The organism is Vibrio sp. 1288 (assembly GCF_033344475.1).
Genome location: NZ_JAWPOX010000033.1, coordinates 1 through 24,140 on the forward strand (window position 1 = coordinate 1; position 24,140 = coordinate 24,140).

The 24,140-nt window shown below is 48.5% G+C and carries 34 protein-coding genes; all 34 read right to left on the reverse strand.

Going from position 1 to position 24,140, the window contains the following annotated elements; all coding sequences use genetic code 11:
• Positions 1–305, reverse strand: a 305-nt coding sequence (locus R8O11_RS19685) for a hypothetical protein (RefSeq protein ID WP_318194357.1), incomplete at its 3' end; no start/stop codon positions are given.
• An 18-nt stretch (positions 306–323) separates the two neighbouring features.
• On the reverse strand, positions 324–812 hold the full coding sequence (locus R8O11_RS19690; RefSeq protein WP_318194358.1) for a DUF1833 family protein: 489 nt from the start codon (positions 810–812) through the stop codon (positions 324–326).
• 38 nt (positions 813–850) lie between these two features.
• Complete coding sequence (locus tag R8O11_RS19695; protein ID WP_318194359.1) at positions 851–1,612, reverse strand: hypothetical protein; 762 nt, start codon at positions 1,610–1,612, stop codon at positions 851–853.
• Positions 1,600–3,498, reverse strand: coding sequence for a hypothetical protein (locus R8O11_RS19700; protein ID WP_318194360.1), 1,899 nt, complete (start codon positions 3,496–3,498; stop codon positions 1,600–1,602). Before R8O11_RS19700 ends, R8O11_RS19695 begins: the two co-directional genes overlap by 13 nt.
• Positions 3,498–3,965: a hypothetical protein gene (locus R8O11_RS19705; protein WP_318194361.1), complete on the reverse strand. Its 468-nt coding sequence runs from the start codon at positions 3,963–3,965 to the stop codon at positions 3,498–3,500. The genes R8O11_RS19700 and R8O11_RS19705 overlap by 1 nt, the downstream gene beginning before the upstream one ends.
• Positions 3,955–6,969, reverse strand: a complete 3,015-nt coding sequence (locus tag R8O11_RS19710) for a tape measure protein (protein ID WP_318194362.1) — start codon at positions 6,967–6,969, stop codon at positions 3,955–3,957. Before R8O11_RS19710 ends, R8O11_RS19705 begins: the two co-directional genes overlap by 11 nt.
• Positions 6,959–7,273 carry a hypothetical protein gene (locus R8O11_RS19715; protein ID WP_318194363.1) on the reverse strand — a complete coding sequence of 105 codons (315 nt, stop codon included), beginning with the start codon at positions 7,271–7,273 and terminating at the stop codon, positions 6,959–6,961. Before R8O11_RS19715 ends, R8O11_RS19710 begins: the two co-directional genes overlap by 11 nt.
• A 17-nt stretch (positions 7,274–7,290) precedes the next feature.
• Complete coding sequence (locus R8O11_RS19720) at positions 7,291–7,620, reverse strand: hypothetical protein (RefSeq protein ID WP_318194364.1); 330 nt, start codon at positions 7,618–7,620, stop codon at positions 7,291–7,293.
• A 44-nt stretch (positions 7,621–7,664) separates the two neighbouring features.
• Positions 7,665–8,573, reverse strand: coding sequence for a hypothetical protein (locus R8O11_RS19725; RefSeq protein WP_318194365.1), 909 nt, complete (start codon positions 8,571–8,573; stop codon positions 7,665–7,667).
• Positions 8,563–9,009 (reverse strand): hypothetical protein, encoded by a 447-nt coding sequence (locus tag R8O11_RS19730; RefSeq protein ID WP_065297113.1) that lies wholly within the window; start codon positions 9,007–9,009, stop codon positions 8,563–8,565. The genes R8O11_RS19725 and R8O11_RS19730 overlap by 11 nt, the downstream gene beginning before the upstream one ends.
• Positions 9,009–9,440, reverse strand: coding sequence for a DUF1320 domain-containing protein (locus R8O11_RS19735; RefSeq protein WP_318194366.1), 432 nt, complete (start codon positions 9,438–9,440; stop codon positions 9,009–9,011). The genes R8O11_RS19730 and R8O11_RS19735 overlap by 1 nt, the downstream gene beginning before the upstream one ends.
• Before the next feature lie 3 nt (positions 9,441–9,443).
• Positions 9,444–9,908 carry an HI1506-related protein gene (locus R8O11_RS19740; RefSeq protein ID WP_318194367.1) on the reverse strand — a complete coding sequence of 155 codons (465 nt, stop codon included), beginning with the start codon at positions 9,906–9,908 and terminating at the stop codon, positions 9,444–9,446.
• 71 nt (positions 9,909–9,979) lie between these two features.
• Positions 9,980–10,873 carry a Mu-like prophage major head subunit gpT family protein gene (locus tag R8O11_RS19745; RefSeq protein WP_153645810.1) on the reverse strand — a complete coding sequence of 298 codons (894 nt, stop codon included), beginning with the start codon at positions 10,871–10,873 and terminating at the stop codon, positions 9,980–9,982.
• 46 nt (positions 10,874–10,919) lie between these two features.
• Complete coding sequence (locus R8O11_RS19750; RefSeq protein ID WP_318194368.1) at positions 10,920–11,312, reverse strand: hypothetical protein; 393 nt, start codon at positions 11,310–11,312, stop codon at positions 10,920–10,922.
• Complete coding sequence (locus tag R8O11_RS19755; RefSeq protein WP_318194369.1) at positions 11,313–12,470, reverse strand: phage protease; 1,158 nt, start codon at positions 12,468–12,470, stop codon at positions 11,313–11,315.
• Between the two features lie 53 nt (positions 12,471–12,523).
• Positions 12,524–13,030 (reverse strand): hypothetical protein, encoded by a 507-nt coding sequence (locus R8O11_RS19760; RefSeq protein ID WP_318194370.1) that lies wholly within the window; start codon positions 13,028–13,030, stop codon positions 12,524–12,526.
• Positions 13,031–13,038: 8 nt separating this feature from the next.
• Positions 13,039–13,233, reverse strand: a complete 195-nt coding sequence (locus tag R8O11_RS19765) for a hypothetical protein (RefSeq protein WP_318194371.1) — start codon at positions 13,231–13,233, stop codon at positions 13,039–13,041.
• A gap of 186 nt (positions 13,234–13,419) precedes the next feature.
• Positions 13,420–13,878: a phage virion morphogenesis protein gene (locus tag R8O11_RS19770; RefSeq protein ID WP_318194372.1), complete on the reverse strand. Its 459-nt coding sequence runs from the start codon at positions 13,876–13,878 to the stop codon at positions 13,420–13,422.
• Complete coding sequence (locus R8O11_RS19775) at positions 13,878–14,075, reverse strand: hypothetical protein (RefSeq protein ID WP_318194373.1); 198 nt, start codon at positions 14,073–14,075, stop codon at positions 13,878–13,880. Before R8O11_RS19775 ends, R8O11_RS19770 begins: the two co-directional genes overlap by 1 nt.
• A 9-nt stretch (positions 14,076–14,084) precedes the next feature.
• Positions 14,085–15,488 carry a phage minor head protein gene (locus R8O11_RS19780; RefSeq protein WP_318194374.1) on the reverse strand — a complete coding sequence of 468 codons (1,404 nt, stop codon included), beginning with the start codon at positions 15,486–15,488 and terminating at the stop codon, positions 14,085–14,087.
• Between the two features lie 114 nt (positions 15,489–15,602).
• On the reverse strand, positions 15,603–15,785 hold the full coding sequence (locus tag R8O11_RS19785; RefSeq protein WP_318194375.1) for a hypothetical protein: 183 nt from the start codon (positions 15,783–15,785) through the stop codon (positions 15,603–15,605).
• Positions 15,782–17,362, reverse strand: coding sequence for a DUF935 domain-containing protein (locus tag R8O11_RS19790; RefSeq protein ID WP_318194376.1), 1,581 nt, complete (start codon positions 17,360–17,362; stop codon positions 15,782–15,784). The genes R8O11_RS19785 and R8O11_RS19790 overlap by 4 nt, the downstream gene beginning before the upstream one ends.
• A 20-nt stretch (positions 17,363–17,382) precedes the next feature.
• Positions 17,383–18,924 (reverse strand): terminase large subunit domain-containing protein, encoded by a 1,542-nt coding sequence (locus tag R8O11_RS19795; RefSeq protein WP_318194377.1) that lies wholly within the window; start codon positions 18,922–18,924, stop codon positions 17,383–17,385.
• A complete protein-coding gene (locus R8O11_RS19800; protein WP_276406584.1) occupies positions 18,924–19,505 on the reverse strand; it encodes a DUF3486 family protein in 582 nt (193 codons plus the stop codon). Before R8O11_RS19800 ends, R8O11_RS19795 begins: the two co-directional genes overlap by 1 nt.
• Entirely contained in the window at positions 19,480–19,647 is a 168-nt protein-coding gene (locus R8O11_RS19805) for a hypothetical protein (protein ID WP_169566927.1), read from the reverse strand. Before R8O11_RS19805 ends, R8O11_RS19800 begins: the two co-directional genes overlap by 26 nt.
• A 15-nt stretch (positions 19,648–19,662) precedes the next feature.
• A complete protein-coding gene (locus R8O11_RS19810) occupies positions 19,663–19,953 on the reverse strand; it encodes an ArsR family transcriptional regulator (protein WP_170890453.1) in 291 nt (96 codons plus the stop codon).
• On the reverse strand, positions 19,940–20,266 hold the full coding sequence (locus tag R8O11_RS19815) for a DUF2730 family protein (protein WP_081280737.1): 327 nt from the start codon (positions 20,264–20,266) through the stop codon (positions 19,940–19,942). The genes R8O11_RS19810 and R8O11_RS19815 overlap by 14 nt, the downstream gene beginning before the upstream one ends.
• Entirely contained in the window at positions 20,263–20,481 is a 219-nt protein-coding gene (locus R8O11_RS19820) for a TraR/DksA C4-type zinc finger protein (RefSeq protein WP_318194378.1), read from the reverse strand. The genes R8O11_RS19815 and R8O11_RS19820 overlap by 4 nt, the downstream gene beginning before the upstream one ends.
• Positions 20,478–20,984, reverse strand: coding sequence for a hypothetical protein (locus R8O11_RS19825; protein WP_203519025.1), 507 nt, complete (start codon positions 20,982–20,984; stop codon positions 20,478–20,480). Before R8O11_RS19825 ends, R8O11_RS19820 begins: the two co-directional genes overlap by 4 nt.
• A complete protein-coding gene (locus R8O11_RS19830; protein ID WP_276435077.1) occupies positions 20,966–21,232 on the reverse strand; it encodes a hypothetical protein in 267 nt (88 codons plus the stop codon). Before R8O11_RS19830 ends, R8O11_RS19825 begins: the two co-directional genes overlap by 19 nt.
• Positions 21,233–21,239: 7 nt before the next feature.
• Positions 21,240–21,686 carry a DUF5675 family protein gene (locus tag R8O11_RS19835; RefSeq protein ID WP_203519026.1) on the reverse strand — a complete coding sequence of 149 codons (447 nt, stop codon included), beginning with the start codon at positions 21,684–21,686 and terminating at the stop codon, positions 21,240–21,242.
• A gap of 145 nt (positions 21,687–21,831) precedes the next feature.
• A complete protein-coding gene (locus R8O11_RS19840; protein ID WP_031831645.1) occupies positions 21,832–22,233 on the reverse strand; it encodes a Mor transcription activator family protein in 402 nt (133 codons plus the stop codon).
• A gap of 96 nt (positions 22,234–22,329) precedes the next feature.
• Positions 22,330–23,394, reverse strand: a complete 1,065-nt coding sequence (locus R8O11_RS19845) for a hypothetical protein (protein ID WP_203519028.1) — start codon at positions 23,392–23,394, stop codon at positions 22,330–22,332.
• Positions 23,395–23,463: 69 nt separating this feature from the next.
• Positions 23,464–24,069, reverse strand: a complete 606-nt coding sequence (locus R8O11_RS19850; RefSeq protein ID WP_203519029.1) for a hypothetical protein — start codon at positions 24,067–24,069, stop codon at positions 23,464–23,466.
• Positions 24,070–24,140 lie beyond the last annotated feature (71 nt).

The window sequence follows — 24,140 nt, forward strand, 5'->3', positions numbered from 1 at the left end:
GCGTGGATGATGCGGCGGTCAGGCAGCACCAAACCAATATGGACCCAACGGCGGCCTTTGTATTGCGCCGCCAGGGCAAGGGGCTGAAACTTGCACTCTTCGACAAAGTCATGCACAGCCCACGCCGCGCGCTGGGTACTCATGGATTCTTTGTGGCTGATCGCGGGAAACTCAGGCATCAACACACCTGTGAATTGGTGATAGAGCCAACGCACAGAGCCATAGCAATCCCAACCATCCAGATCGCGGCCGCCCGGTAAATACGGGACGCGCTTCGCCACGCTGATAATTTCCTCTGCGTTCATAGAAAACCTTTTGAATCGTTACGATATGGTCGCCAGACCAGGGGCGTACTCGACGGTAAATCGGGGGCGGGGCCAGGCGCTGTTGCTGAGATAGCCGATACCAGCGGAAACCGAGCAATTGGTGCGTGTGGTCGCCGCTTTGGTGGCTTTGAATTTTATCGGTTTGGAAGCGGGCGTCGTTAGATCCGAGGCCATATACTCGCGCAAGGTAATAAACACATCCGCGCCGGATTGGCGCGCCGACTCTATCAGCTGGCGCGCTTCACCGGTGACGTTATCGAGACCGAATTGCAGCTCCATTTCGGCACCCGTGGCCGACTTAGGCAGGCTCACTGACAACCCATACGCCTCGAAAGTCACCAAAGTGGCATCTTCCAGGGCGGCAGTGACATCCTCAAACGCCGAAACCAAATAGCGGGTTTCAAAGGCAGTCGAGGATAATTGCAAAGTAATGAGCTTGTCATCAGGGCCAGCACTGGCGTGGTATTGTTTTAGGGCTTGAGACATAGGACCGACCTTAGTTCACTGATTAACGTCTATGCTTTTCATGGCGTATTAGCCGACTCAATCGTGGCTTTTAATCCGAGCCATAGGTCATTTACTTCCTGCGCGGTTAGCGCCTTGTCATACTGACCGACTGACATCAGCATACGCTGTGGCATGTCACCACCCTCAATAAATAGCGCTGGACTGACACCAGTTCCGTCGATGACGGCATCCGCTCCGTCGGATGAGAACTGATTGCCAGAGAACGCATAGCCCCGCGCTTGATTATTAGTGGCGTCCTTTACCATGACCCATAGAGCAGGCTCAGTTAGCACCCAACTTGTTATGTATGAACCGCTATCACCATTTACGCGCGTGGAATCCGTAGCGTTTAAATAGCCACTAGGAATATGGTATTGAACGTCATTTGAGGTGTACGTTCGCATGGACATTTCAAAATACCGTGTACCAGAAATAAACTTAGCGATAGTTTTATCAGCTTGATCTTTAATTACCTGACCAAACACAAAATAGGTTGAATCGCCACCGAGTTCAGAAAAACCATTTAATGGCACTTTGGCATCTCCTGAAATACTGTCCAGTTTTACGTGATTGTTCTGGTTCTGCATCCACGCAGGCCATGATGATAAATCAGGGTTAAACACTATCGACTGCGTATCTTCTTGATTTGCATAGGCGCTACCAAAAAACGCGGCTTTGATTAAGTTGTCTGTGCTCGGCAAGACTGGCGGAATAATGCTCGAGCCATACCCTAACCCCGGCGCGTAGCTTGGTAACCCTCTAATAATTAACCTTGACATACTATCTCCTCGTAAAACATTGTCATTGAGTCATAGGCAGAAAGCTCTACGCCATCGGAATCTTGTTCTGCGTATACATTTGAATCTAAGTTGTGTGCAATTTCAGAGCCTGAACAGCCCAAATAGTAACCGTCTGGGATGGTGGATGCGGCGGTGATCACAATGGAGTCGTTAACTAGATTTATATTGGTAATGGCTATTTTTGTCGGTTCATTAAATGTGGCGGCTAGAGGGGGCGTATCGGTGATAATCATACCAAGCGTAGCGGAATTCGAATCAGTATATCTATCGGTAGTGCCTACAGCATTGGTTGTCCTAACCACCAAGTTGTTGCGGTTAGTTTTTACTGTGATCTTGTTGCCAATGGCAGTGACTGATATCGGCTTCAGTCCTGACGGGTCTTTATTTTCAATAAAGTATTTATACCAACTGCGACCAAGTTGCATTCCCACTTCCATGGTTCCATGCCCTGACGGGTGAACGCCCGCGCCATCAGGGTCCTGCGCAGATTGGCCACTGGCGACAATACCAAATTTATGCAGGTTCTCGTCGTTTTCAATTGCTACAGACTGAGCGCAATCATAGGGATTAATACCACTGTAACCCCAAGGCGCAACAAAAACCGGAATTGCATGAGGTGATTCACCAGTCGCGTTTCCCGCAGCCTCGCGACAAAGCGAAATAAACTCAACGAACTTGTCGTGATACTCTTGCGCTGTGTAATTGTAATCATCGCGGTGAGTCAAGGAAAACCCAGCAAAGCGGTATTTATATCCCAGCGCCTCGAACGTTTCTTTTGCCGTTGCAATTTGATGTTCAACATTTGGAGGGCAGAGAGAGATTAATCCATCAATCTCCGTACCACCATACGCAACTAGACTGACCATGAATTTTGTCCCTATTTGCATAGGGTCGATGCGCTTTTTCCTCTCGAGGAGCGACATGACATGGTCAGCGGCAACATAATGATATCGCTCACCATCAGTAGTTGGGCCGGTCGGATTAAAATCCTGAAATCCAACTATTTTACTGACAGAAACACCATTAACATCACCGTCTGCTTTCAGTGTCGCGCGTCCGTTTTTATAGCGAGTGTTGCGATACCGAGTAAAACCACGGCCTACTGCAAGTGAACGACCCAGCAAAATCATGTGGTTAATTTCTCGCAGACCACTACCCTGGATAGAATCGGAAATCACACGCGACATGTCGCCCTGAGCGTCCGAGCGGAGATTCAAGTGTTGTGCAGTCAATTCTTTGGACTCAAAACCAAATAAACCAACCTTTGCGATGGTGCTGTCATCTTCTGCTACAAACTCTAATGGAATGGTTTCATCACCAATAAAACAAGCAGAGCGACTGCCATCTTGTCGTCGCGCTGATACACAATCAGATGATAATGTCCCAGGCACATGAACGCCATTTTCATCAAGTCGCGCCAACACTGAACCATCTTCCGCGGTGATTTCAAGATAAGGTTCATCATCCAAATCGATAAGCGTCTTAAAGTTTACAGTTTGCTCTTCTTCGGCGGTAATACGCTCACCAAGCACTTCCACCGCATCATAGTTTGACTTTTCCCAAGCAGAACCAGTCCAGCCATACAGGCCATTATTGGTCAGTGTCGAGTCTCGCCAAACCTCAGCCAGAAGTTGACCAGCTGGCGGCGCACCAGAAGCCAAAAGATCGGCTTTGGTTTCAAAAGAGGCTCGCCCTTTAACCATCGCGCTGATTGCGGCCCATCGGTCCTCGATGTCTTTTGCGAGAGACTGGATGTACTCACCGTTATAAATGGTTGAGCTGGCCGGATCCTGACTCAGTTTAACTTTGAGCGCTTCCACTGCCTCTTCAAAAGAAATTAGTAAATCAGGAAAACTACGTGACATTAAGGTAACTCCATCATGGTGGTTTCGAGCTGTTCTATTAGCTCAGCAAAGGTGTTCGGGGCATACATGGCATCCAGCAGGGCGCCTTCGTCCATTTGTGGCAATTTCTTGATCTGAACTGTTGCTGTGTACTCCCAGAACTTGGCATTGACTGGCTTACGCTTGTCTCTAGGGTCTTGGGTGATTAACACTTCGCATTGCTGCAGGTCATCGCTAAACGGCGTTTTAATGTCCATTAAAAACCAGCGACCGAGCAGCCAGTTATCCAGAGCCGATTCAAATAAATTTGCCATGCTGGTTTTCATCTTCCAGGTGGCTTTCATTTCCGATGGACGGTTCGGTAGCTTTCTTGCTCGCTTTCGTCCAGTGCTAAACTCAGTGACCAATACGCCTGTGGACTGGTTCAGGCTCATATCGGTGAGCAGTGGTCGCGGTAGCCCTTCAGGGTATGAGAACTTAACTGCCATATTGCTGTATCCTGAATCGGGTTTGCATGACCTGAGCGGTTTGCGTGGATGACGATTGCATTAGCTTCGCGACCTTGATATCTAAGGTGGTCATATCACCATCACTGGACTGCTCCACAGTACCGGCACGAGAAGCATCCTCAACCAGATTGAGGGTGAGGTATAAATCACTTCCAACATTGTTAGTCGAGCTATTGTCAGAACGGTCAACGCCAGAGACATTGACTGATACCGCATTGTCGTTCGCCGCTGGAGCACCAACAGATGCAGTCATCGCAGCTCCCATCATGGCTTTCATCTGCTGCATCATATCGACCATCCAGCGGAAGTTATCGGCCTGAGTTGGGTTAAGTACCATCTCGTTTGCTTTGAGTAGCCAAGTACCCTCGTTCTCTCTTGGTACGCTGTTAATACCATCGTGGGCTTGGCCTAGAATTCCACTAAAAGCTAGTGCTGATACCGACGCAGCCATAGGAGCAGTGGCAGTTAGTGCTAATGACATTGCTCCTGGAGCCATTAATGGACCAGTAATTGGTATTGCTGCAGTAGAGGCGTAGGCGTTTAAACCAGCCATCATCGACATAGCCTGCGCTTGCGTCGACACGGCCATAGCACTCGCAGTCGCCGTTTCCATCCCAACAAGCTTTTGCACCAGCTGATAAGCAAGCCACTCTGAAGCCATACGACCTAAAGCATTGACAAAGCTTCGACTCATACCATCGGCCAAATTAGTCATGGCATCACCCAGATTCTCTGAGTCAAACAACATTCGCTCGAAAGCTGTCCCCATCCCGGAAGAAAAGCTATCTATCGTGTTTGCGGCCAACTGGTCGACATTCATCAGATTGCTTTGCATTGATTCAAGATAACGCTCCCAAAAGCCTCGATTATCTTCTTCTCGTTGCTCTTGAATCTCGTTTTCTATTTCTCGTAATCGAGTTTGGTGGTCGGCTTCCGCGATCTCCTGCTGTAGTCGATACTCCTGTTTCAGCTCAGATAGTGTTTCTTGGTTGTTTTGCGCATTAGCAACCGCTTTTTGATAGTGTTCTTCCATATCATCCAAGCGAGCCTGATAGGCGTATTGCTCCTGGATAACCGCTCTGTTTTCGTAATCAGATTCAATCGCTAGCCTTTGCAACCAAGCATTCTCTAATTCGTCTGTTTGAGCGTAAAACGCATCAATGGCGGCAGTGTCTTTCTTGTCCTTTTTAGTCGCTTCTTTAGCGTCGAGCGATTGCGCTTCGAGCATTAGCTTTTTAGCTAACTCTTCATTGATACCCTTGAGAGAACCGTGCTCCAATTCATACTTAAGCTTTGCTGCGTGGGTCGTTTGGCCATAAAGCGCATTTTGCTTCTGCAGGTTGGCAAGCATCTTATTGGCAGATTCGGTTACCTTCTCGTCTTGAAGATCTTCGGGGTCAGGCTTATCGAGTGGTCGAGTTCGAATTTCGTCGAGTTCTTCTTCAAGACTGATAATCTCTTTACGTAGCTGGCTTTCTTCGCTTCTTAACTCCGCAAGCTGCTTGTTGCGTTGTTCTATTTTGTTCGTGCCGCGCTGATTATTGAGCGTCTCAATTTTTAGTTGAACTTCAGTAAGCTTGGCCATGCGCTCGGCCATACCTTGATTAAGTCTCTTGGCTTCGAGCTTATCCATTTGACCAAGCAAGGATTCAATACTTTCGGAGAAACGCCCTGTTTCGTCTGCAGCATCTGAATTGGACAACGCAAAATAACCGATAGCCCCTGCCGCCATCATGGCAATACCAGCTGGGCCACCCAAAATTCCTAATAACGCAGATCCAGCACGACTAGCGATATTCAGACGGCTTTGTGCTACGGCAAGCGCACCTGTCGTCGTCACCAGGCGCTGACGAGCTGCAGTTAATTGAGACTCTGCCCCGATAGCGCGAAACTTTTGATTATTCGACTGGCGAAGCGTTTCAAGGTAACGAACTTCAATTTGCTGTTTGGCTGCCAGAGATTTCAACTCAGCATAGTTGGCCTGTTCTTGTTTATGCGTTGCCGCAATAGCTTGAAGTTTTGCTGTTGTGAGTACGTATACGGCAGCTGCACCTCGGCCCATCGCAGCAGACATGGACACACCCACAATCGTGGTTACCAAGTCAGCGTTCTCGGCAAGTAACGTTAATGCGCCTGCGCTGCTTTCTGCGAATACGGTGAAGGAATCAGAGATAGGTTGCTCAAACGCCACCACGGCCTGTTGATAAGTACGGGCCATTTCTGCCGATTTCGCGCTGACGTTGTCTGCCGTTCTGGCGGCTGCACCATCGTAGTCTTGGAGAGCCGTTATCAATGTTTCTTTAAAAAACTGGCTTGTGACCTGCCCGTCGACGATCATCTGACGGAAACCACCTGAGGCAAGCCCTGCCGCTTTATCGAGTTTATTCAATAAACCTGGCATCGGCTCAACCACCTGGTTTAACTCTTCAGCTCGGACAATTGGTGACGCAAGTGCTTGCGACAGGCCGTACATCGAGTTGCCAAGCTGATCTGTCGTAGCACCAGTTTGGCTTTGTACGTTACTCATGCCCTCAAAGATATCTCGGACTTGATTCTGGGTAAGCAACCCAGCTTCTTGGAGACTCGCTAACCTGGCGTAATTCCCCGCCATTGCGATGAGTGTTTTATTGTGGTCTTCAGAAACCTGATTGAGATACTGCTCCGTTTCAATCCATTCTTGTTGGCCGCCAACGAGAGCGGTTATTTGAGTGCGGATATCCTGGTATTGCGCTAATGAGTCTTTGGCTTGCTGGGCAGCAAACAGAGCAGAGAATCCACCGGCTAAACCGAGCACCTGGTTTTTCAGGCTCCCCATCTCACCGGTGAGCTTGTCGGACTCTCGACTAAGCCCAGAGAGCTTGCCTTGTGTTTTGCCCGCATCACCACCGAGTTGATTAACAGCAGTGCCAGCTTGTTTTACCTGACCGATAAACTGCTTGTTTTCAGCGTCAAAGCGCAGGGTGAATTTAAGATCATTGTTCACGTTGGGTCAGCTCCTCGGCCAAGGTTCGGGCGATCACTTTGAGCTTCTGATATTGCTCTGGCGAGTAAGTGGAGTCAGACAACTCCATATCGGCTTTAACGGCCAGCACATCCATACCCAGACATACCGCGCCGTTAAACTTGAGAAAACCGGGAATAGAAAACCACCACTGCACCACGTCTAGGTGCTCTTCCCATAGTTCAATGGGTTCATCGTGGGCGTCCTGAATATCCTGCACACCCCACAGTGCTAACTCTTCTTCCCAGCTGTCTTCATCTCTTTTGGTGGCATTACGGCGGCGCATCAATGTGCGCACCGCCTCTATGAGTTTTTTTCTGCAGCCTGCCCTGAGTTAGCCTGCAAGTACGCATCGACAACCGCTTTAACAAATGCTGGGTTGCCAATCAGGATATTCAAATTCTTAGCGTTGAATTCCATCACTTCACCATTAGCATCACCGATACCAGACCAGCCTTTGACAACCTTCTTAATGTCATCTTTGAAATAGCGCAGGACTTTGTCACTTTGTTCGACATCGAGCAGGAGTAAATCGAGCGTAATGTCGTGGGTTTCAACCTTGCCATTATCGACGGCCACCGATACCTTGGCAGGCCAGTTTTTAACAAGGCGTTCCTTTTGAACTTTAAACATGGAGTGCTCCTTTAAACAGTCAGTTAAATGCGTTTAAACGGTGTTTAACGCGTGGTGATTAAATCCACATTGCCGATTGGGATAAGTGGAATCGATAAGGTTTGAGTGCCATCTTGTTCGCCATAGGTCGGACGGCCTAACTGCACTTGTGAACTGGACCACTCGACCTGGTTACCTACCGGACCATTGGCAAACGTAATGCTGTGCGTTGCCCCTGCCTCGGCTTTCGCAAATGCATCCCACGTTGTCTGGTCTGGCGCTTCAATGACTATGGTTCCCGTTGGTGCGTAGTCCGTAATGATGATCTCTTCGTGCCCAACGTACTCCTGATACACCACTGAGTTTGCCTGGTCATATTCGAGGCTAATCATCTTGAGTGGCGTACCATCAATGGCGAACGAGGAGTTTTGCACACCAATCTTGAGTGGGGTCTGCCAGACATCGAAGTTCGCCGCAGGTAATACGGCACTCTCAACCGGGCTAAACAGACCGCTGAAGGTGAACTTGATACCACCGAAGTTTTTCGCCTGGGCACTGATGGACATCGAACCACGAGCGCCCGTGACTTTATGCAGTGCACCGGACTGGTAGAAATAAAAGGTAAGGGATTCTGTCGAGTCTTCATCGATCACATAACGACATTCCGCAACATCGGTCTCGGTCTTACGCAAACAGGCTGAGAGTAAATCCGCATAAGGTGCAGCGGTAGCGACAGCACTGCTCGCCGACAGGTCGACGGTAAATTCCAGCGTGACATACAACTCGGTCACAATCTGTTGTGAGTTACCGAGCTGGCCGTTGTCATATTCCAGTGACTGCGATTCACCAGCCATCGGAGTAATGGAGAACTCACGCCCAAGCAAATATTGAGGAGAACCAGCAGCAATGGCATCAACGCCATAGGTGGATTCCACAGCAAAGGCGAGAATTTTTTTTCGTTCTTTACGAGCCATAACGATTCTGATCCTCTGTGTATTCAGTAATAAATTGGTCGAACCAATCTGCTCGACCGTTTGAGATGCCCATAAGTCGTCCTGGTCCTAACCAGAAAGGCTCATATTCATCATCCGGTGTCCAACCAAACAGACGCTGGCGAAGTTCTTTGCGCAGCGGCTGCCAGTCTATTGGTTTGCTGTTGGTGCTTTTGGTAACGATAACCACGCCAACCGTGGCTACGCAGTCTTGAAGGTACAGCCCACTGCCACGTACATCGGGCTTAGGGCTGTCACTGACCAAAAACACAAACAAGGCTGGCGTTCTTAGCAGCGCGGACTTCTTCTCATGCAGCTGAGTGAGCGAATCAATTTCTTTCACATCGATCCAAGGCGGCTTGCCGTTACTTTGGTCTTTAAGTCGCTCAATGGTGAGTTGAATTAAATCGCTGTCCATCAGATAAAGCCCTTGCTGTTTTGGCGAGAGAAGACACTGCCAGATGAAACCATCTGCGCGGTACTGGTCGGCGCTGGACGTTCACTATTGGAATTAATACCCAGTTGTACTTTGCCGTTACCCACTTGTTTCAAGTATTCAATCGCATCTCGATAGCGCTTGGTGACTTGGTGCTCATCGCCCAGTTGGTCGTCATACAAGAAGTAGCGAGCCAAATCGCAAGCCATGCGCAACAAAATGGAAGGCACGCTAGACAATGGCAGTTGGTAGCGGCCTCCAATGTAACCATCAATAGTGGCACTCGCGTCGGCAATGGCTTGGTCAAGAACAGCATCGACAATGGCACCTGTGCTACCGTCCTTGTCCGTCAGCTCAATCAACTCTTCGATGCTAAAGCGAGTGATCATGTCGTCACGAGTGCAGTACTTCATCGGTTACTCACCTTTTTCTTCGTCGTCAGACTCATCAGCAAGAGGCACGTCGCTCTCTTGGATAAGCTCCCAGGCTTCATCACGCTGCGCAGCAGACACTTTGGTTTGCATCAGTTCACTCAGCGCTTCCGTGGTTGGCTTACCGCTTGTGGTGAAATGCTTAGTGTTGCTTGGGTCGAGTCGCTGGATGGCTTCGACTAGATTGGCAGGAAGAGCGCTATCGCCCAGGTCGCTGTCGGATTGGTTACCACCCGTTGGCTCATTAGACGTGGGACTTGAAAGCGCATCTTCAGCCAAAGTGACTTTAAGTCGTGGATCGGCTTTAAGCTGAGCCAGCTGAGTTTGGGTAATGGAATCAGGTTTGAGGGTGTTTTCCCCTTTAGAAAACGCCATGCCTGCACGGCGATAACCTGTATGCGCGTGACAAATGACACTAACCAAAGAGGCGATAAGAGTTTTTTCAGCCATGACATAAGCTCTCCATAATTCAATGACAAAAGGAAAGCTGGCAAAGGTGACTAAGCCAGCTTAAATCTGACTTACGGCAACCAAGGCACCACAAGCACTTCCACCGCTTTGAAGTTGGTGTTGCTTTCACCCTGTGCTTTGTTTTCCGCTTCGACGACTTTCTTCGCCGCGCTGCGATTCGATGGACCAACAATCAACAGGTTCGGCATGATGCCCAGAGGACGACCTTTGTCGGACTTAAAGCCCATCATGGTTTCCATTGCGGTATCGAAGTTCGCATCGGTTAAATCCGCTTTAGAGGCAAACGCCTGCTGCCAGAAACCAAAGCCCCAGTTGCCACGAGCATCAACGCCATACAGGAACTCATCCATCATGTAGACGTGATCACTGTTGGAGGCGTCAGTCTTGTTATTCAGGTTGTAGTCTTTGCGCTGCTGATAAATCAGCGGTTTCAGAGGGCGCGTAGTATCCAACAGGAACCATGCCTCTCCAGCACCTGCCTGCATGTTAGAGACTGAAGCTTCTTGGCCTTCATCACCTACTGGGTGGTCAGTATCGAAGAAGTTCTGACCGTCGTAGCATAGGTTGTCAAAACCAGCCAACAACAATGCAAAGGTCATTTCGTCTGGGTGCGTCGCTGCTGCGTAGCCCATGTCCTGGAACTTCGGCATCAACACGCCATAGGTATCGTCTTCTACGTACTCACGACCAATGGCTTCTGTACCTTCGAACTTTTTGTTCGCCAAGGTGTAGCCATGCGCTTTCATACGGTTGATTTGACGCTCACCAATCCACTCACGCAGACGGGTAAATTCACCTAGCCAGGCATAAGTTTCCACGGCTGTGGTTGACGGCACTAACGTGGCGATTTTCGGCCAAAGTTGGGTATAGGTTTGTCGACCAATCTGGAAGTTGGTCTTTACCGCCGTATAGAGAACGCTGAGATTCGCTCCGCTTGTTTTCATCTTTCTCTCCTGAGAACTAATTCACTAAAGGATCACGCGTTAAGCGCTATACCACTGCAGGTTGTACCCACACCAAATCGCCATCGACTTCACTTACCACACCCGCTGTTGGGCGTGACGCGGTAGCGGCATCAATGGACACGCTGTTTTCTGTACTGAAGTACACTGTGGTGCCAACGTGGCTGTCATCGATGTCGCCTGAGTTAAGCAATGCGATTTGTTGCTTCTCGACTTCGACTTTCAATTCACCATCAGCGCCAGCGCTGTTGTCGGCGTTAAACGTGGCGATACCAGCAAACTTGGACGTACCATCTGCGCTAGCAAACGGTACAGCTAAGCCTGCTGTGAGAAACACTGGAGTGCAGGCCATCACCACGGCAGCTGCCGCTAGTGGGTAGGCACCTTTTAAACCTGATCGACGTGCGAAAACTGAGCTCATTTATGCTTCCTCTTGCTTGGTGGCGAGGTACTGCGCTTTGGTTAAGCCTGTCGCTTTGAGCACCGCCATTTCGGTTTCGGTTAGATCATCTTCATTGACCTGTTCTTTAGGTGGCTTTTTGCCTTTGGTTTGAGTGGCTTTTAATGCCGCGATAGCTGGACGCGCATCGAGCATCGCTTTGAGGGATGCAATACCTTGCTGCTCACCAAACTGAGTGAGGTATGCCATTTCAGCTTCAACCACTTTGCCATCTTGCTTGGCGGTATCGATTAGCGAGATGATGCTGGTTTGGTCTGAATCCGCTTTTAAGACTGCCAGCTCACCGACTACGCCGTTGTAAGCATCAATAGGTACGAACTTGGATAAGTCGACCTTGCCATCTTGTGCAGATAGCGTTGCCACTTGTGTTTCCAGACCATCAACCTTGTCGGCTTTTGTCTGCAGCGCATCGATGGCCGATAACGCCGCCGTTGCCATTTCATCAGTGAGTTCGCCGTCGACCGTGATACCCAGTCGGGCTAACAGCTTTTTGAGTGCTTCGTTCACGAATGCATCCTCCGTTTCGCCATAGAGATTTACGTCTACTCCGTTCTTAGAGAGACGCACATTGAAGTCCGCTGCCAGCGCTGCGACCGAGTCCATCTTGGTAATACCAGGATCGTTGGTGATGGCTGCCATGCGTAAATAGAGAGGTTTGCCCGATTTGTCGTAAGGAAAAACTGCCGAGAGAAACGCATACTCTTTCTCGTCAATCATTGACTGGGCTTTGGATGTCCATTCAGGACGGATGTAGATACCTTGACCTTCACGCCACTCAATATCGGTAGAGGCGGTTAGCCAGGCTGCAGCAGGGGCTCTTTTGCCTGTCTGTTCGACATAAAGGGTTTGGTGGTCATAATCGATCAGGACTTTATCGCGAAGCGCTTTGGTCGCAGCGATAAAAGCTTGTGCACCATCAGCATCTAAATGCCAGTGACCGTCTGCAGTATCACTAGGTCGGCCATCAGGCGCTTTGAACTTGCCAGCAGGCAGCAGCTGGTACCAACCATCATCATGCGTTGATAAATCGGCAGTTAGTACCGCTAACGGCTCATTGCCCTTGTTGGCAGAGAGTACCGCTTGTGCGATTGGGTGAGGTGTAAAGGTATGTGTTTTCATGCCCTCCATAGTGAAGGGCATGCAGGGTTAGTTGAGATTCACGAGGGTTGCTGTTAGCTATACCACCATGCTTTTAGGCGACTAGCCATAGAGACTTCTTCATGATGGTCATTAAAGCCATGCACTTTCGCTAGTTCGTTATGGCATTTATCGAGGAGCGCATCAATGATCGGCGGCTCTTCAATTTCGATGTTCACCTGTTTTTGTTTAAAATTTTTCTCTTGTTCGAGACCGATATGATTGATTCCAGTCAACTCAACCTCTAATGCTAAATACCGTTGTCTGAGTGAAGCATGAAGCAGAGCCTTACCACTGCTATCGAACACCAAATCTAAGATTTGAGATAGCGCCACAACGCAAGCCAACCATTTAGCAGCTTCTGTATTGTTCTGAAAAATAAAAGCGAATGCGGCGGAGCTACTAATCAAGGAGAGAACAGTGACAAACCTGCGCATACGTGAATAGAAGTTTTGAAGATGCATGTGATAGCGAATTCCTAATTGGGTGTTCCACCGCAAATTCCAAAGTCTATCTTTATCTTTCTGTGCTGGTTCCGTCATAGACGATCCTATTTCTTATCTGGATTAGGTGGCGTAGCTGTACGTTGCATGATTGTTGTCGCGCGTTCTTTTTCCCCACTTCGAACCCCATCACGGATATCCACCTGACCTTTTGGACGCCACAGTTCCTCAACAATAAATTCTGTATTTGAATGGGATGGCTTTTTAATTTGAGGTTTATTCTGATCGTTGTTTTTAGTCATGTTGATATTTCCTTTATCGTTTGAGTTTACAAGAGCATATCAAGTTGAAACCAAATGAGCACCACCGTAATTCACACTATGTGTTTAAACCCCGTTTAAAATTGTTTATTTGGGATTTAACCGCCATCATATGAGGCATTGCACCAATTATGCCGTTAACACGCTTAGAATCGCTTACAGCGCGTTTTATTCTTGGAGTAAAAAGTCAGACAGGATGTCGTAAATTTCGGCTTTATCGTCTTCATCCACACCTAACCAGGGACGGGCAGGAATTGCGGCATTGGCAGGTCGCATACCTTCACTGCCACCGAAGTGGTGAATTGCGCCGTATTCTTGGGGAGTACCAAAGAACAGGTTCGAGCCGGTGGCAATGTAACTGAGGTTGCCGCTTAAGATACTGTTCAGGGTTAAGATATCGTTTTGACGCTTGGGCTTTCTGGCCTGGTAGGCTGGTGACAGCGGAGCCCACGGCTCACCATCGGGGCTAATTTGATCGCGAAAGCGTTGGTCGTGGCTGAGCAACAGCATTTCACCAATATCTTGAAAGGCCGGTTGCAGACTGGTGCCCTGCTTTAAAAGCTGATTAAAGCGACGCTGCAGCTTTTCCTTCTCTTCAAACTTAAGGGTGTAATTCACACCTGCCATTAGATTTCACCCATCGAAAGCAAAACATACTGCTCATAAACTTCAGGGTCGGCGTGGCTAATCAATACCGTGTATAAATCACCAATGCGATCCGCCTCTTCGCCTTTCGCTTTAGACAGCAGCGCATCGTACTCCTGAAGGTTTTCAAGAGTCACTGGCGGTCTGGTGAGTTCGAGTGCTTGTTCGTAGATTGTCATAATATAACTTTAAATCGCCTTGTTAACCGTGTCTGTAATGAAGCTAAAGATTTCTGGATAGCGGTCATTCAGTGCCTCTGGCGCAAACAGCCATACTACAAAGTGCTCCGCAAACCATTCAAATTCATTCTGTTCGGAATACTGTGTAATGCCATAAGCGACAGGCGCTGCAGGTGAACCGGCTTTAAAGTGGATTTGGTGGCCCATCTCATGCGCCCAGGTATTCACCACTCTTGCCGAGTCTCCATACATCGCTTTCACTATAGTAGACAAACTGTATTGCTTGCTTGTTGCACTCAGAACCATGGCGCGTTCCATGGCTTCTCTTAGTTGTTCTGCCGTGACTCGCTTTAACGTATCTGTGCTTTTCGCTTTGACTACCACATGGTTCCAGTGCTTACTGGTAAAGCCATTGGTTCGTGTGGCATTGCGATGAAAGAAGTTCAGGATTGGCGCTCTTTGCCCCGACTGCAGATACTCTTCAATCGGTTCGACGAGTGCCCGGCCTTTCGCTTTTCCAGATAGTTCGCTCTGCTTGAGTACCAGAGTTTTGACTTCATGCTTGCTTAGGAACTCAGTAAAGGCAGTGAGCTGTGGGCTTGCTGTTTGCTCAAGAACGCGGCTGATTTCCGAAGCATTAACCCCTTTAACCGTAGAAAATGCACTTTCGACCGCTCGCGTTGGTAAGCGTTCTTCCAGAGGCGGCTTGGCCTGAACGAGCGTTTTGGTCTTCTCGATTAACTCTGCGCTGGACTTGGGCGTGTAGTCAAAACCTGGATCAACACCTTTCGGTACTCGATGAACTTCGCCAGTGACCTTGTCCACCCAATCATAATATTCAATCTTTGGTGCCTGGCTTACTTCGAGGCCAAGACGCTCCAGGGTTCGCTTGCTGGCAGTGAGCTTTTTGCACTTACAACCAAAGCCGTTAATTGGGGTGTGCGTCTTCCACCACGGGTCATCCAGCGGCAGCACCATGTTGTTCCAGGACAGGTGATCGTGGCGCGGGTGCTCAGAGCCGGAATGTTTATAGATGCCATACGGACGGCGATGTTTAATTTGCTCGATTTGTTGCTCACGGCCAGCGGTGTAGCTTTGGCGAAGGTTGGTCTCATAAATGACCTGGCTACGCCAATTCGCATGGCCGTTATGCTCCCATCCATGCTTGGCAACAATGTGTTTAAACTCGCTTTTAAACCAGTTTAAACTCTTGCCTTCACTAATGGCTTTATCGACCGCTGAACGAAAATCTGCCAGCAGATCATCTTTCATTGCACCAGCAACGATAAAGCTGCGGTCATGGGCCTGCTTCCACATGTCAGCCCAACGCTCAGTGGGAACGTTGACCTTATTGCGAAAGTAGGCAATCTGCTCTTCGAATGGCAGCGAGCTGTAGTTAACTATCCCGACCATAACCTTTATTCACATTGTCTTTTTTACAGATAGCAAAGCCACCTAACAGACCAGCGGCCATTCCAAGTAACATGCCCAATAGAAATACATTGACTAATGTCCATTCAGTAACTATCAATTCCCACCCTCCCAAGTTCTGCTGTGACCATGGCATTGCGCTTGTGTATTTCTGAATTCATCAATCGCTAAATCGAGCGCTCGCTGGTAGTGACGATGCACGACACCATAGTGCTTACAGTTATTGGATAGCGCTGTGACCAATCGACCTAGCTTACGCTGACGAAAACCTCTCATCACTTCCCATCCTCAACATCATTGATACCAGCCAGTTCTGCGGCGGCCATGGCCTGTGCCATCATTTCACCCAACTCATCGATACTGATTTGCCCTTGCAAGCCAAGGATGTCGTCGCGCAGCTGCTTGAGCGACGTGGCGTTTTCGACTAACTCGCGCACCGGCTCAATCATTCCCTCCAATAACGTTGCAGACTGGCTGTGTAGATTGGCGAGCTGGTCATCGACGACATCTTTATCTGATTGAGATTTGAGCGCGGCTTGATTGGTGACCTTGCCAGGAACATTTGGCTCTGGTGGTGTTGATGCTGATGCGCTCAGTACTGCTTCGCCATCTTTCGCCATCGGGATTTGGGTTTTATCGTGTGCCCACTGCAGAGGGACTCGCATACCAAGACCAACCAAGCCAGGCAACGAATCGGATAGATGCTTCAGGTCTTCCGCTTCGGTTAGGTCAAACTCGAAGCGAGGCGTACGACGCTGGTGCTGATAGCTTTTACCGTTCAGCGCATAAAGTGGATACACCACATCACGTGTCAGCGTGGCCGCGAGTCTGGTTAAATCAAAATCACGGATCTCTTCTCTTACTTCATTGTGCACATTACCCAGCGCATTGGTGCTGGCTTTGCCGTCGGCCTGAGAGGTCAGCGTACCACCTAGAATCGCTTTCGATTGAGATTTTTCACACCAACTTATCATTGCCATAAACGGATCAGATTGACCATCTGCCGCGTTTTGGAAATCAATGTCCATGCCTTTAGGAATGATGCCACCAGCGTTATGGCCAATGCTCATGACCGCACGCATCAAGGTCATTTTTTCTGGCTCGGTCGCGCCCTCCGGGTACTTACCCAGACGGATTGGCAAACCATAAATCTCAAGGAACTCTGCTAAATCGCGCACACTGTAGTTCTTAAACAGGAACGGCCAAGCTAAAACACGCACCAAACCACGGCGAGTGAGATAGCCTGATTTTGCTTTGGCGGTATGGCGTATCCAGCCAAACGGCTGCAGCTCAGCCCCTTCATGGCTGCCATCACGTAAACGCAGTTGGTTACGGTCGTCAGGGTGAGTTTTGAACCAGGAAGGATCGCGATGATGCACGTTTTGGATATAGTGCACTCCACCTTCATATTCCCAATCCAGCTCAATGTTGGAAAAGCTTTTTAAGGTCGCGTCACTCAAATCAAAAATGGCATCGTCCAGCCAGGTCGCATCTTCCAATATTTCCTGAATCAATTCGGCATCGGCTTTTTCTTGGGCTGTAGCGTTACGTGGTGGTTTGATGTTCCAGTCCATGCCCTGCAGCGCCATACGACGCTTACCTAACTCACTTTGGATATGGGCGTCTTTCTCTTCCATATCTTCCGCTAATTCACACTGTGCCTTTAAATCGCCCTGCTCAGCATCGCGCATTAGGCGAGCCAATTTAGCCGGTGTTAAACCAGAAGATGGATGGTCAGCAAATTCTCGATGCAGCGTTGCCAACTTTGCGTCTGTTTTGGTTTGTGGCTCATCAAGCACATCCATCTCAATAGGACGGCCCCATAAGTCCACGATATTTGATTGTCGTTTAGCCATAAGTATTCCTTGCCTGTTTGCTACCAGGCACCACGTTCAAACGCATGGTAGTCGTCATAGTCATCGTCGTTAGAATTGGGGAGCGGAGTAAATTCGATGGCACTGCCTTCCATCCAGCTGGCGCGAACGGCCATGGCAAGCGCAACAGCAAAGTCACCATGGCGCTGCTTACCGTCTTGGCCTTTGGTCTTGCCTTTGTCGATTTTCGGCACCCCGTTCACCACCTGGATATGGCAAAGGTCGCCTTTGACATCTTCATTGCGTGGCAGATCTAGGTTCTGGCTTTCAAACTCTGCTTTAAGTTTTGGCATCCACTCTCGATACCAAGGGTCATTAAGTGAGACCTGGTCAACCATCTCAGTCCCGTAGCGGAGTGCTGCTGCTTCTGCCAAATAGCCGCCGTTACCCGTCGCATCGTAGGCCATACCACGCTTACGTGGCAGGCGATCCAACAGATAGAACATCACCTGACGCTGAGCGTCATAGGTCATGTTGCGCAGCTCAACATAGAAAGGAACGTATTTGGTCAGATCTCGGCGCTCACCCAGTGGCACAAATATCGACAAGTCACCACGGCGTGCAAAGTCTTCCCCAAACGAGAAACGATGCTGGGGGTTGAGCTTGTCCAGTTCTGGCTGTAAGACGGTTTCATTCCAGTGCTGCACAAACAGGTTTCGAGCACTCTCCGGCCACTCCATGAAGTTCTTAGGTGCTTCAATCTCAAGGCATGCTGCACCGCTCTTCATAGCAGCATCGATAAGAACGATAGGCACGTACTGCCCACTGGAGGCTTTCGGCACACAGTAATACTCTTCGAGCGCATCATCTTCAGTGGCAGTATCTTTGAGCAGGTTCGCTTTCCACTCGTCTTCTTTTTCTTGGGTCCACTCAACCTTTTGGATCTGACAAATGCGCTGATACAAGCCTTCCGCACAGGCGTCATCGAGCGTGATGGTGTGCACGCTATAGCGTTTTTTTCCTGCCCGGCTGTCTTGGATGAGCTGGTTGAATAAGTTGTCCACGCCATTATGGGTGGAGATTAAGCGGACTTTTGCACCCCACATGGTCAGAGCCAGTGCGGCTTTTAACACTTCGGCTAAGCGATCATGAAACGCTGCTTCATCGATAATAACTGTGCCCTGCATACCACGCAGGTTGGATGGGTTACTTGATAGCGCCTGAACTTTAAAGCCTGATTCGAAGTAGACAACAAAGGTGAGGATGTCTTTGTCTTCATCATTCAGAATGTCTTCTTGTACTTCGCCAGCAGCTTTATCGAACATCTTGGCCCACATGGCGACAGCATCAATAAATTCCCGCGCCATCTCTTTGTTCGAGCCAACGTAAAAGACGTTAGAGCCGCCATCGGTCTTGCTTGTACCTGCCGTTAATGCCGAGTCTGCCGCTTCCGCAAAAGTTAAACCTGTACGGCGTGACTTCTCCGCGATCTTGAGTACCGAGTCATCTTGAATCCAACGCTTTTGGTAACCGAGCAGCAACTCATCTTTATCAAAAGCGACGAGCTCATCTTGTGAGATGGATTTGAGATCAAGCGCTCCCATCAGCTAATCCCCAGTAGTTCTGCTTTGAGCATCTTGACGGTATCCGACGTTAAGCCGGCTTTCTTCGCTACCGCCTCCGCTTTATCAGCAGCTTCAGTAAAGGCTTGTTTGCGAATCTCCTGTTCTAACTTCACACTGCCCGTTTGAGCTTCTTGCAGACGTTTAATCGCGAGAGCCAGCTGCCCCATCGTTTTTGGGTCGATAGGCTGGTCTGATTCCAGCTTGTCCATCTGGAATTCAAAGATGTGCGACTTGCCGATCTCAATCAGAGCGCGGGAAATATCGGTTTGGGGCATCTCACCAAACTGACCTACCCATTGCTTGGTTAGCTCTTGCGCCTGGGCGTAACGCTCCATCCCTTTGCGAAAGGACTGAGCATAGCGGCTCATCGCATTGCGCTTGATGTATTCAGGGTCTTCGGATAATCCTTTCTGGTCGATTTCATCATTAATCAGCGTACGGATACGCTCCTGACTCATTCGGCCATCACGCAACAGCATGTTTAACTGGCTTTTAAGTTCATCCGGCAGTTGGTCAATTTTACTGACGCGGTGCTTAGTGTGTTTCTTTGAATCGCTCATAAAGCCCTCTTAAACGACGAGTAAACGATGACAACGCCGGGCGAATAATCGGGCGACAACGGATGTAATAACGAAACTTCGCGTATTGGAACGCGCTATAAGACGCCACCCACAACAAGTAAATCTTCATTGGCTCTGACATAGACTCACCTGCTTTTTATGGGCTTGGACGTTTCACACCAGGATGAACCGCTTGCCCAGTGGCAATATCAATCCCACGCTGTTTGATAGTAGCGACTAAGGTGCCATTGATGTCTTTGGTAGAGATTAAGCCTTGCTCTTCGAGCCAGTAGATTTCGGCGCGAACGGTGTCACGACTGACTAGGTGACCATACGCATCTAAGCTGTGGTCGAGCACACTATCGTTGGCGGTGTAGCCCACTGATTCATTGAGAATACGCAGCATCACCAACCGTCGGTCTTGCTGCAGAAGTTCAGCCATTGCCATTGTTTCTTTCCTTTAGTTCGTTTTCGAGTAGCAACTGAGCCAGATGGTTAACGGGTTTAAGCTCGGCCCTTAGTTCTCGGATTTCTGCCTTTGCATCAGAGAGTTCAATGCGCAGCTGGGTTACTTCTTCATGACCAGGTAAGGCATCCACTTTCGCGTGCATGGCTGTCATTTCCTGCCTGACGGCAATCAGGTCTTCGGTTTTGGCGTAAGTCTTTTTGAGCACAAACACCACGATGATCCAGCCAAGCGTGATGCCACTCATGACCCAAGGGGTAAAGGTTCGGATTAACTCCAACGATTCAGGCTTCACGGTGCCTCCATTTCAGCCAGGCATTCCACGCAATGCGTCGCGTCCGGTTTAATGGCTAATCGGGCTTTCGGGATTGGCTCCAGGCATTCTGCGCAAATAACAACATCAGCAATTTTTTTCTGTATGCCCTGCCCGCGCTTCGTTCTTGCGTTATTGATACACCGCTCCAACTCGCTGTGTTGCTTCTCGACCGACTTGTCGATCCAATCGCTCATTGAGTCAGCCCTTTATCTTTCTCACGGTGGCGTAGGCCCATGTAAGTCACAGCTAAACCAAGCAGTAGCGAGGCAACGGTTAAGTCAGGTGATGGAGTTGTGATCAGGTAATAGCTCGCCGAGCCACAGCTGACCAGTGCCATCAGTGGACGCGACCAACGCACGACTTTGTCTGTCGCTGTGTCGCTCGATCGAATGGTAGTTTGAGTTTCATGGTGATCGGCTTGGCGGTCTTGGGCTGCGATTTTGGCGCGTTCAGTCAGCTCTTGTTCAAGACGAACACGAAGCGTTTCTAGCTCTAGCTTTTGTTCCGGTGGCAACGCTTCAAGACAATGGTTCACTGCTGCTTGTTTGGCGTCTGTCGTTGTCAGTTCTCGATGAGCAACTTCCACGGCATCCGCAACTTTGTCAGCCGCGTTGTTGCCCCCAAGCAACGCAGAAATGCCACGAATGGCGGCAGGGCCGACCTGTAAAGCCAGTGCAGCTATTGTTGAAAGTGACATGAGCGTATCTCCCTGAGTTTATCTAACGGGCTTGACGAACTTGGCGCTTTCACCAGGCCCAAATGGATATGAATGTCGGCTGGCGTAATGCTCTTCCAGCCGCGATTAAAATAGGATTGCAGGGTGGCATCGTGACTGTGTAACGGTGGACGTGAAGGCACAGCAACATTGTTGTGTTGAGCCTGTTCTTCGGACTCAAGCCGTTTTTCTCGCCCACGTTGATATGACCAATCCCAATTGCGCCCCATGTTGCACCTACGACTTAATGATCAGCTTGGCTGGCTTGCCACCCAGCTTGTGCATGAGGTGATTAAAGGCTGAGCGAGAATCGAGTACTGCCCACTGATTACGGCCTTGTCTGTCTTTAAGGACTCCGAAATCAAACCCCACACCGATACAGCCCTGCAGTTGGTCAACACGGTTCGCCACATGGATAAGAATGTGAGTGCGCTGCGATGGTCCCCAGATAGTGACGCCTTGCTCTTCGCCGTCTAGGGCGTAGCATTTGCCGAACTTAGGACTCTGGTGAGGCACCAGGTCGTATTGACCATCAGGAATGCAAGAAATCATCGGCGCGTTGTCCTTCCACGGGCGCTCAATGGTTTTGCAGATTTCATTGCCGAATTCATCACACAGCACACCAAAGGTGCCGTGTTCAAAGCCTCGACGGTAAAGAACTAAAGTTTGTGGGCTTTCTGGCATGCTCATATCCTCACGAATTGCATAGATTTCGTTGATTGTCATGAACATTTTGATTGGGGTTGGTGGGGAGCAGGAATTCACCCGCAACAATGGAGAGTTGAAAAAAGATCAGGTAAAAAAACGCCCCCAGAGTTGGAGGCGTTGGTTATTCAAATAGGCTGAATTGACGGCGCTGGATTTCTACTTGTCTCATCCTGGCAATGATTTCGTAGATGGTTTTGCTGGTCAGGTGATGACGCTTGGCTAGCTGGGGAACATTGCGGCCATTGAACTCGTTGAAAATCTCCATATCGCGGATTTGCTGCTTGAGTTTGTCACCACGTGGTAAGTACACCTGCATTCCGCCCATGTATTCACCGATGCTCATCACCACCTTTAACGGTAAGTCAGGGGTTTCGATGCCAGCTTGCTTTAGCTCGTTGGCCACAACACCATGCAGTTCCAAAAGCATTGCAGGCCAAGCTGCACTGCCTTCTGGTAAGTCACCAATATGGTCTAGCACCTTGCTATCAATTTCTTCATCACTGAACATTTCTCGTTGAGCCATCTTCACACCCTCCCACTTCATATGGGAAGTATGAAACAGTGAAAATGATCCTCAAGAGGAAGTTACCTGAGAAAAGATCGTCGAAAGTCATTTTAGTTAACCGTCTTTATCAGCCTTCTTGTCCTCAATAAGCTTCAGCTCAGATTTATCTTGAAGTTGGTGATATGACTCGTTGAGTTGCTTAATTGACTCTTCATCAAAAGTATCATCATTACTGGCAAGACACTGCATAGTTCCCCCTTGAGAATTGAACTTGTACATTTCTTTAATCGCACGAGCTAGTTCATTCTTCGCTTCTGGGTTTTTAATAAGTTTTTTTGCCTGTAAAGTTTCGATAACCTTCTCAACGATCCGCTGTTCTTCTGCCTCTATATTGTTCCTGGCTTCTTCAACAAACTGGTTGTAAATATCATTTGATACTGAGTTTTTCAGCCCTTTGACTTGCTTTAATTTGATGGTCAGGTCCGTTACAGAAATAGCTAGGTCAGTGAATGATTTTAATGCTTCAAAAACGATTTTCATCGCTGCTGCACCAGCAACTAGGTCTATGATAAAAGACCCTCTATCAGCATTGACTACTTCAAAAGTTTCCGGGGATTCTCCTATGGACATAGAGAACCCCCTTGCAATCATGTTCCAACTCTTAGCCCAATGATTAAACTCCACTAGGTTATTGATAGTTGCCTCATTATGAAACGTAATACGAGTTAATACCTTTCCTGCAGGGACTTTTACTGGGAATAAAATATCATTGTCGAACACCACTGGTAGTTGACTATGAATCTGACTCAACGATGTAATAGCTTTTTGCAATATCTTAACGTAACTATCTAATGTCGTAATGACGTAATTTGCATCGTCTTCAGTCATTGAAAACAATACTTCATAGTGACGGATAGCACCTTCCATGAGTATTGAGTTCAAGTCTAGATGAGTTAAGCAACGCCTTTGGTTAACTGTTAGCCCTTCATAGTTTATACGTTGGAGAGAGGTAACGACTCCAGACAACCTTTCTTTTGCTACTTTATTTAACTCATGCGGCTTTGTGGCTTTAGTATTTTTTATCGCGGTTGACGCTTTAGACAATACGTTTGGTAAGTTCAACGGTTGAATATTATCGATAAACCATTTTGTTAACGAATATAACTCATCAATTTGCATGTTCTATTTAATCTCCATGTAGCTCTTCTAGTAGATATACCAAGTGTTCAAGAGCTAATCACTAATTTACTAAACTCTAATCCCACAACTCTTTAAGGCAGCAGATAGGGATTCATCCAACTCATACTTTCCTGTTGTGCCCGAATTTGTCACACCTTCAGAGCGGTAAATTATTGTTTTGCCTCGCAGCATTTCATTGAGAATTGCTCTGGCTTTGTCGCCAGTAGTCGCGGTATAAGGCTGGAACATTTGGTTAGTTGCCTGTTTTGAAGTCTCGATAGCGGACTTAACAATTTGTTGTTGGTCTTCAGGCAGGTTTTCGTAATAGCTGCTCATCGATGTGAAGTCGAGACTCTTGTCTACTGGCGTCTCTGCATTGGTGATTGTCCAAGCTTTGTTGCTATCAACTCGCAGTTGTACCGTGCCAACCGGAACTTGGTATTTACCACCGCTCATAACACCAACTCGCAGTTCTCCATCCACTTGCTCAACAAATGGATACAGCTTGCCAACCTCAGAGTAAACACTATTGCCTGTATAGACAGAGCCTACTGTCACTTTACAGCGAGATTCATCGGTAAACTCGTCAACTGAACTATCTGCGACCCAATGGACACTTGGCGAAGTTGCACAGGCAGATAAGAATACAGGCAAAAGTAATATTGACTTTTTCATTAAAACACATCCATTTGAATAGTAACCAAATGCATAGTAACTGATTTGAGCGTCACAATAGAACGTGTTCT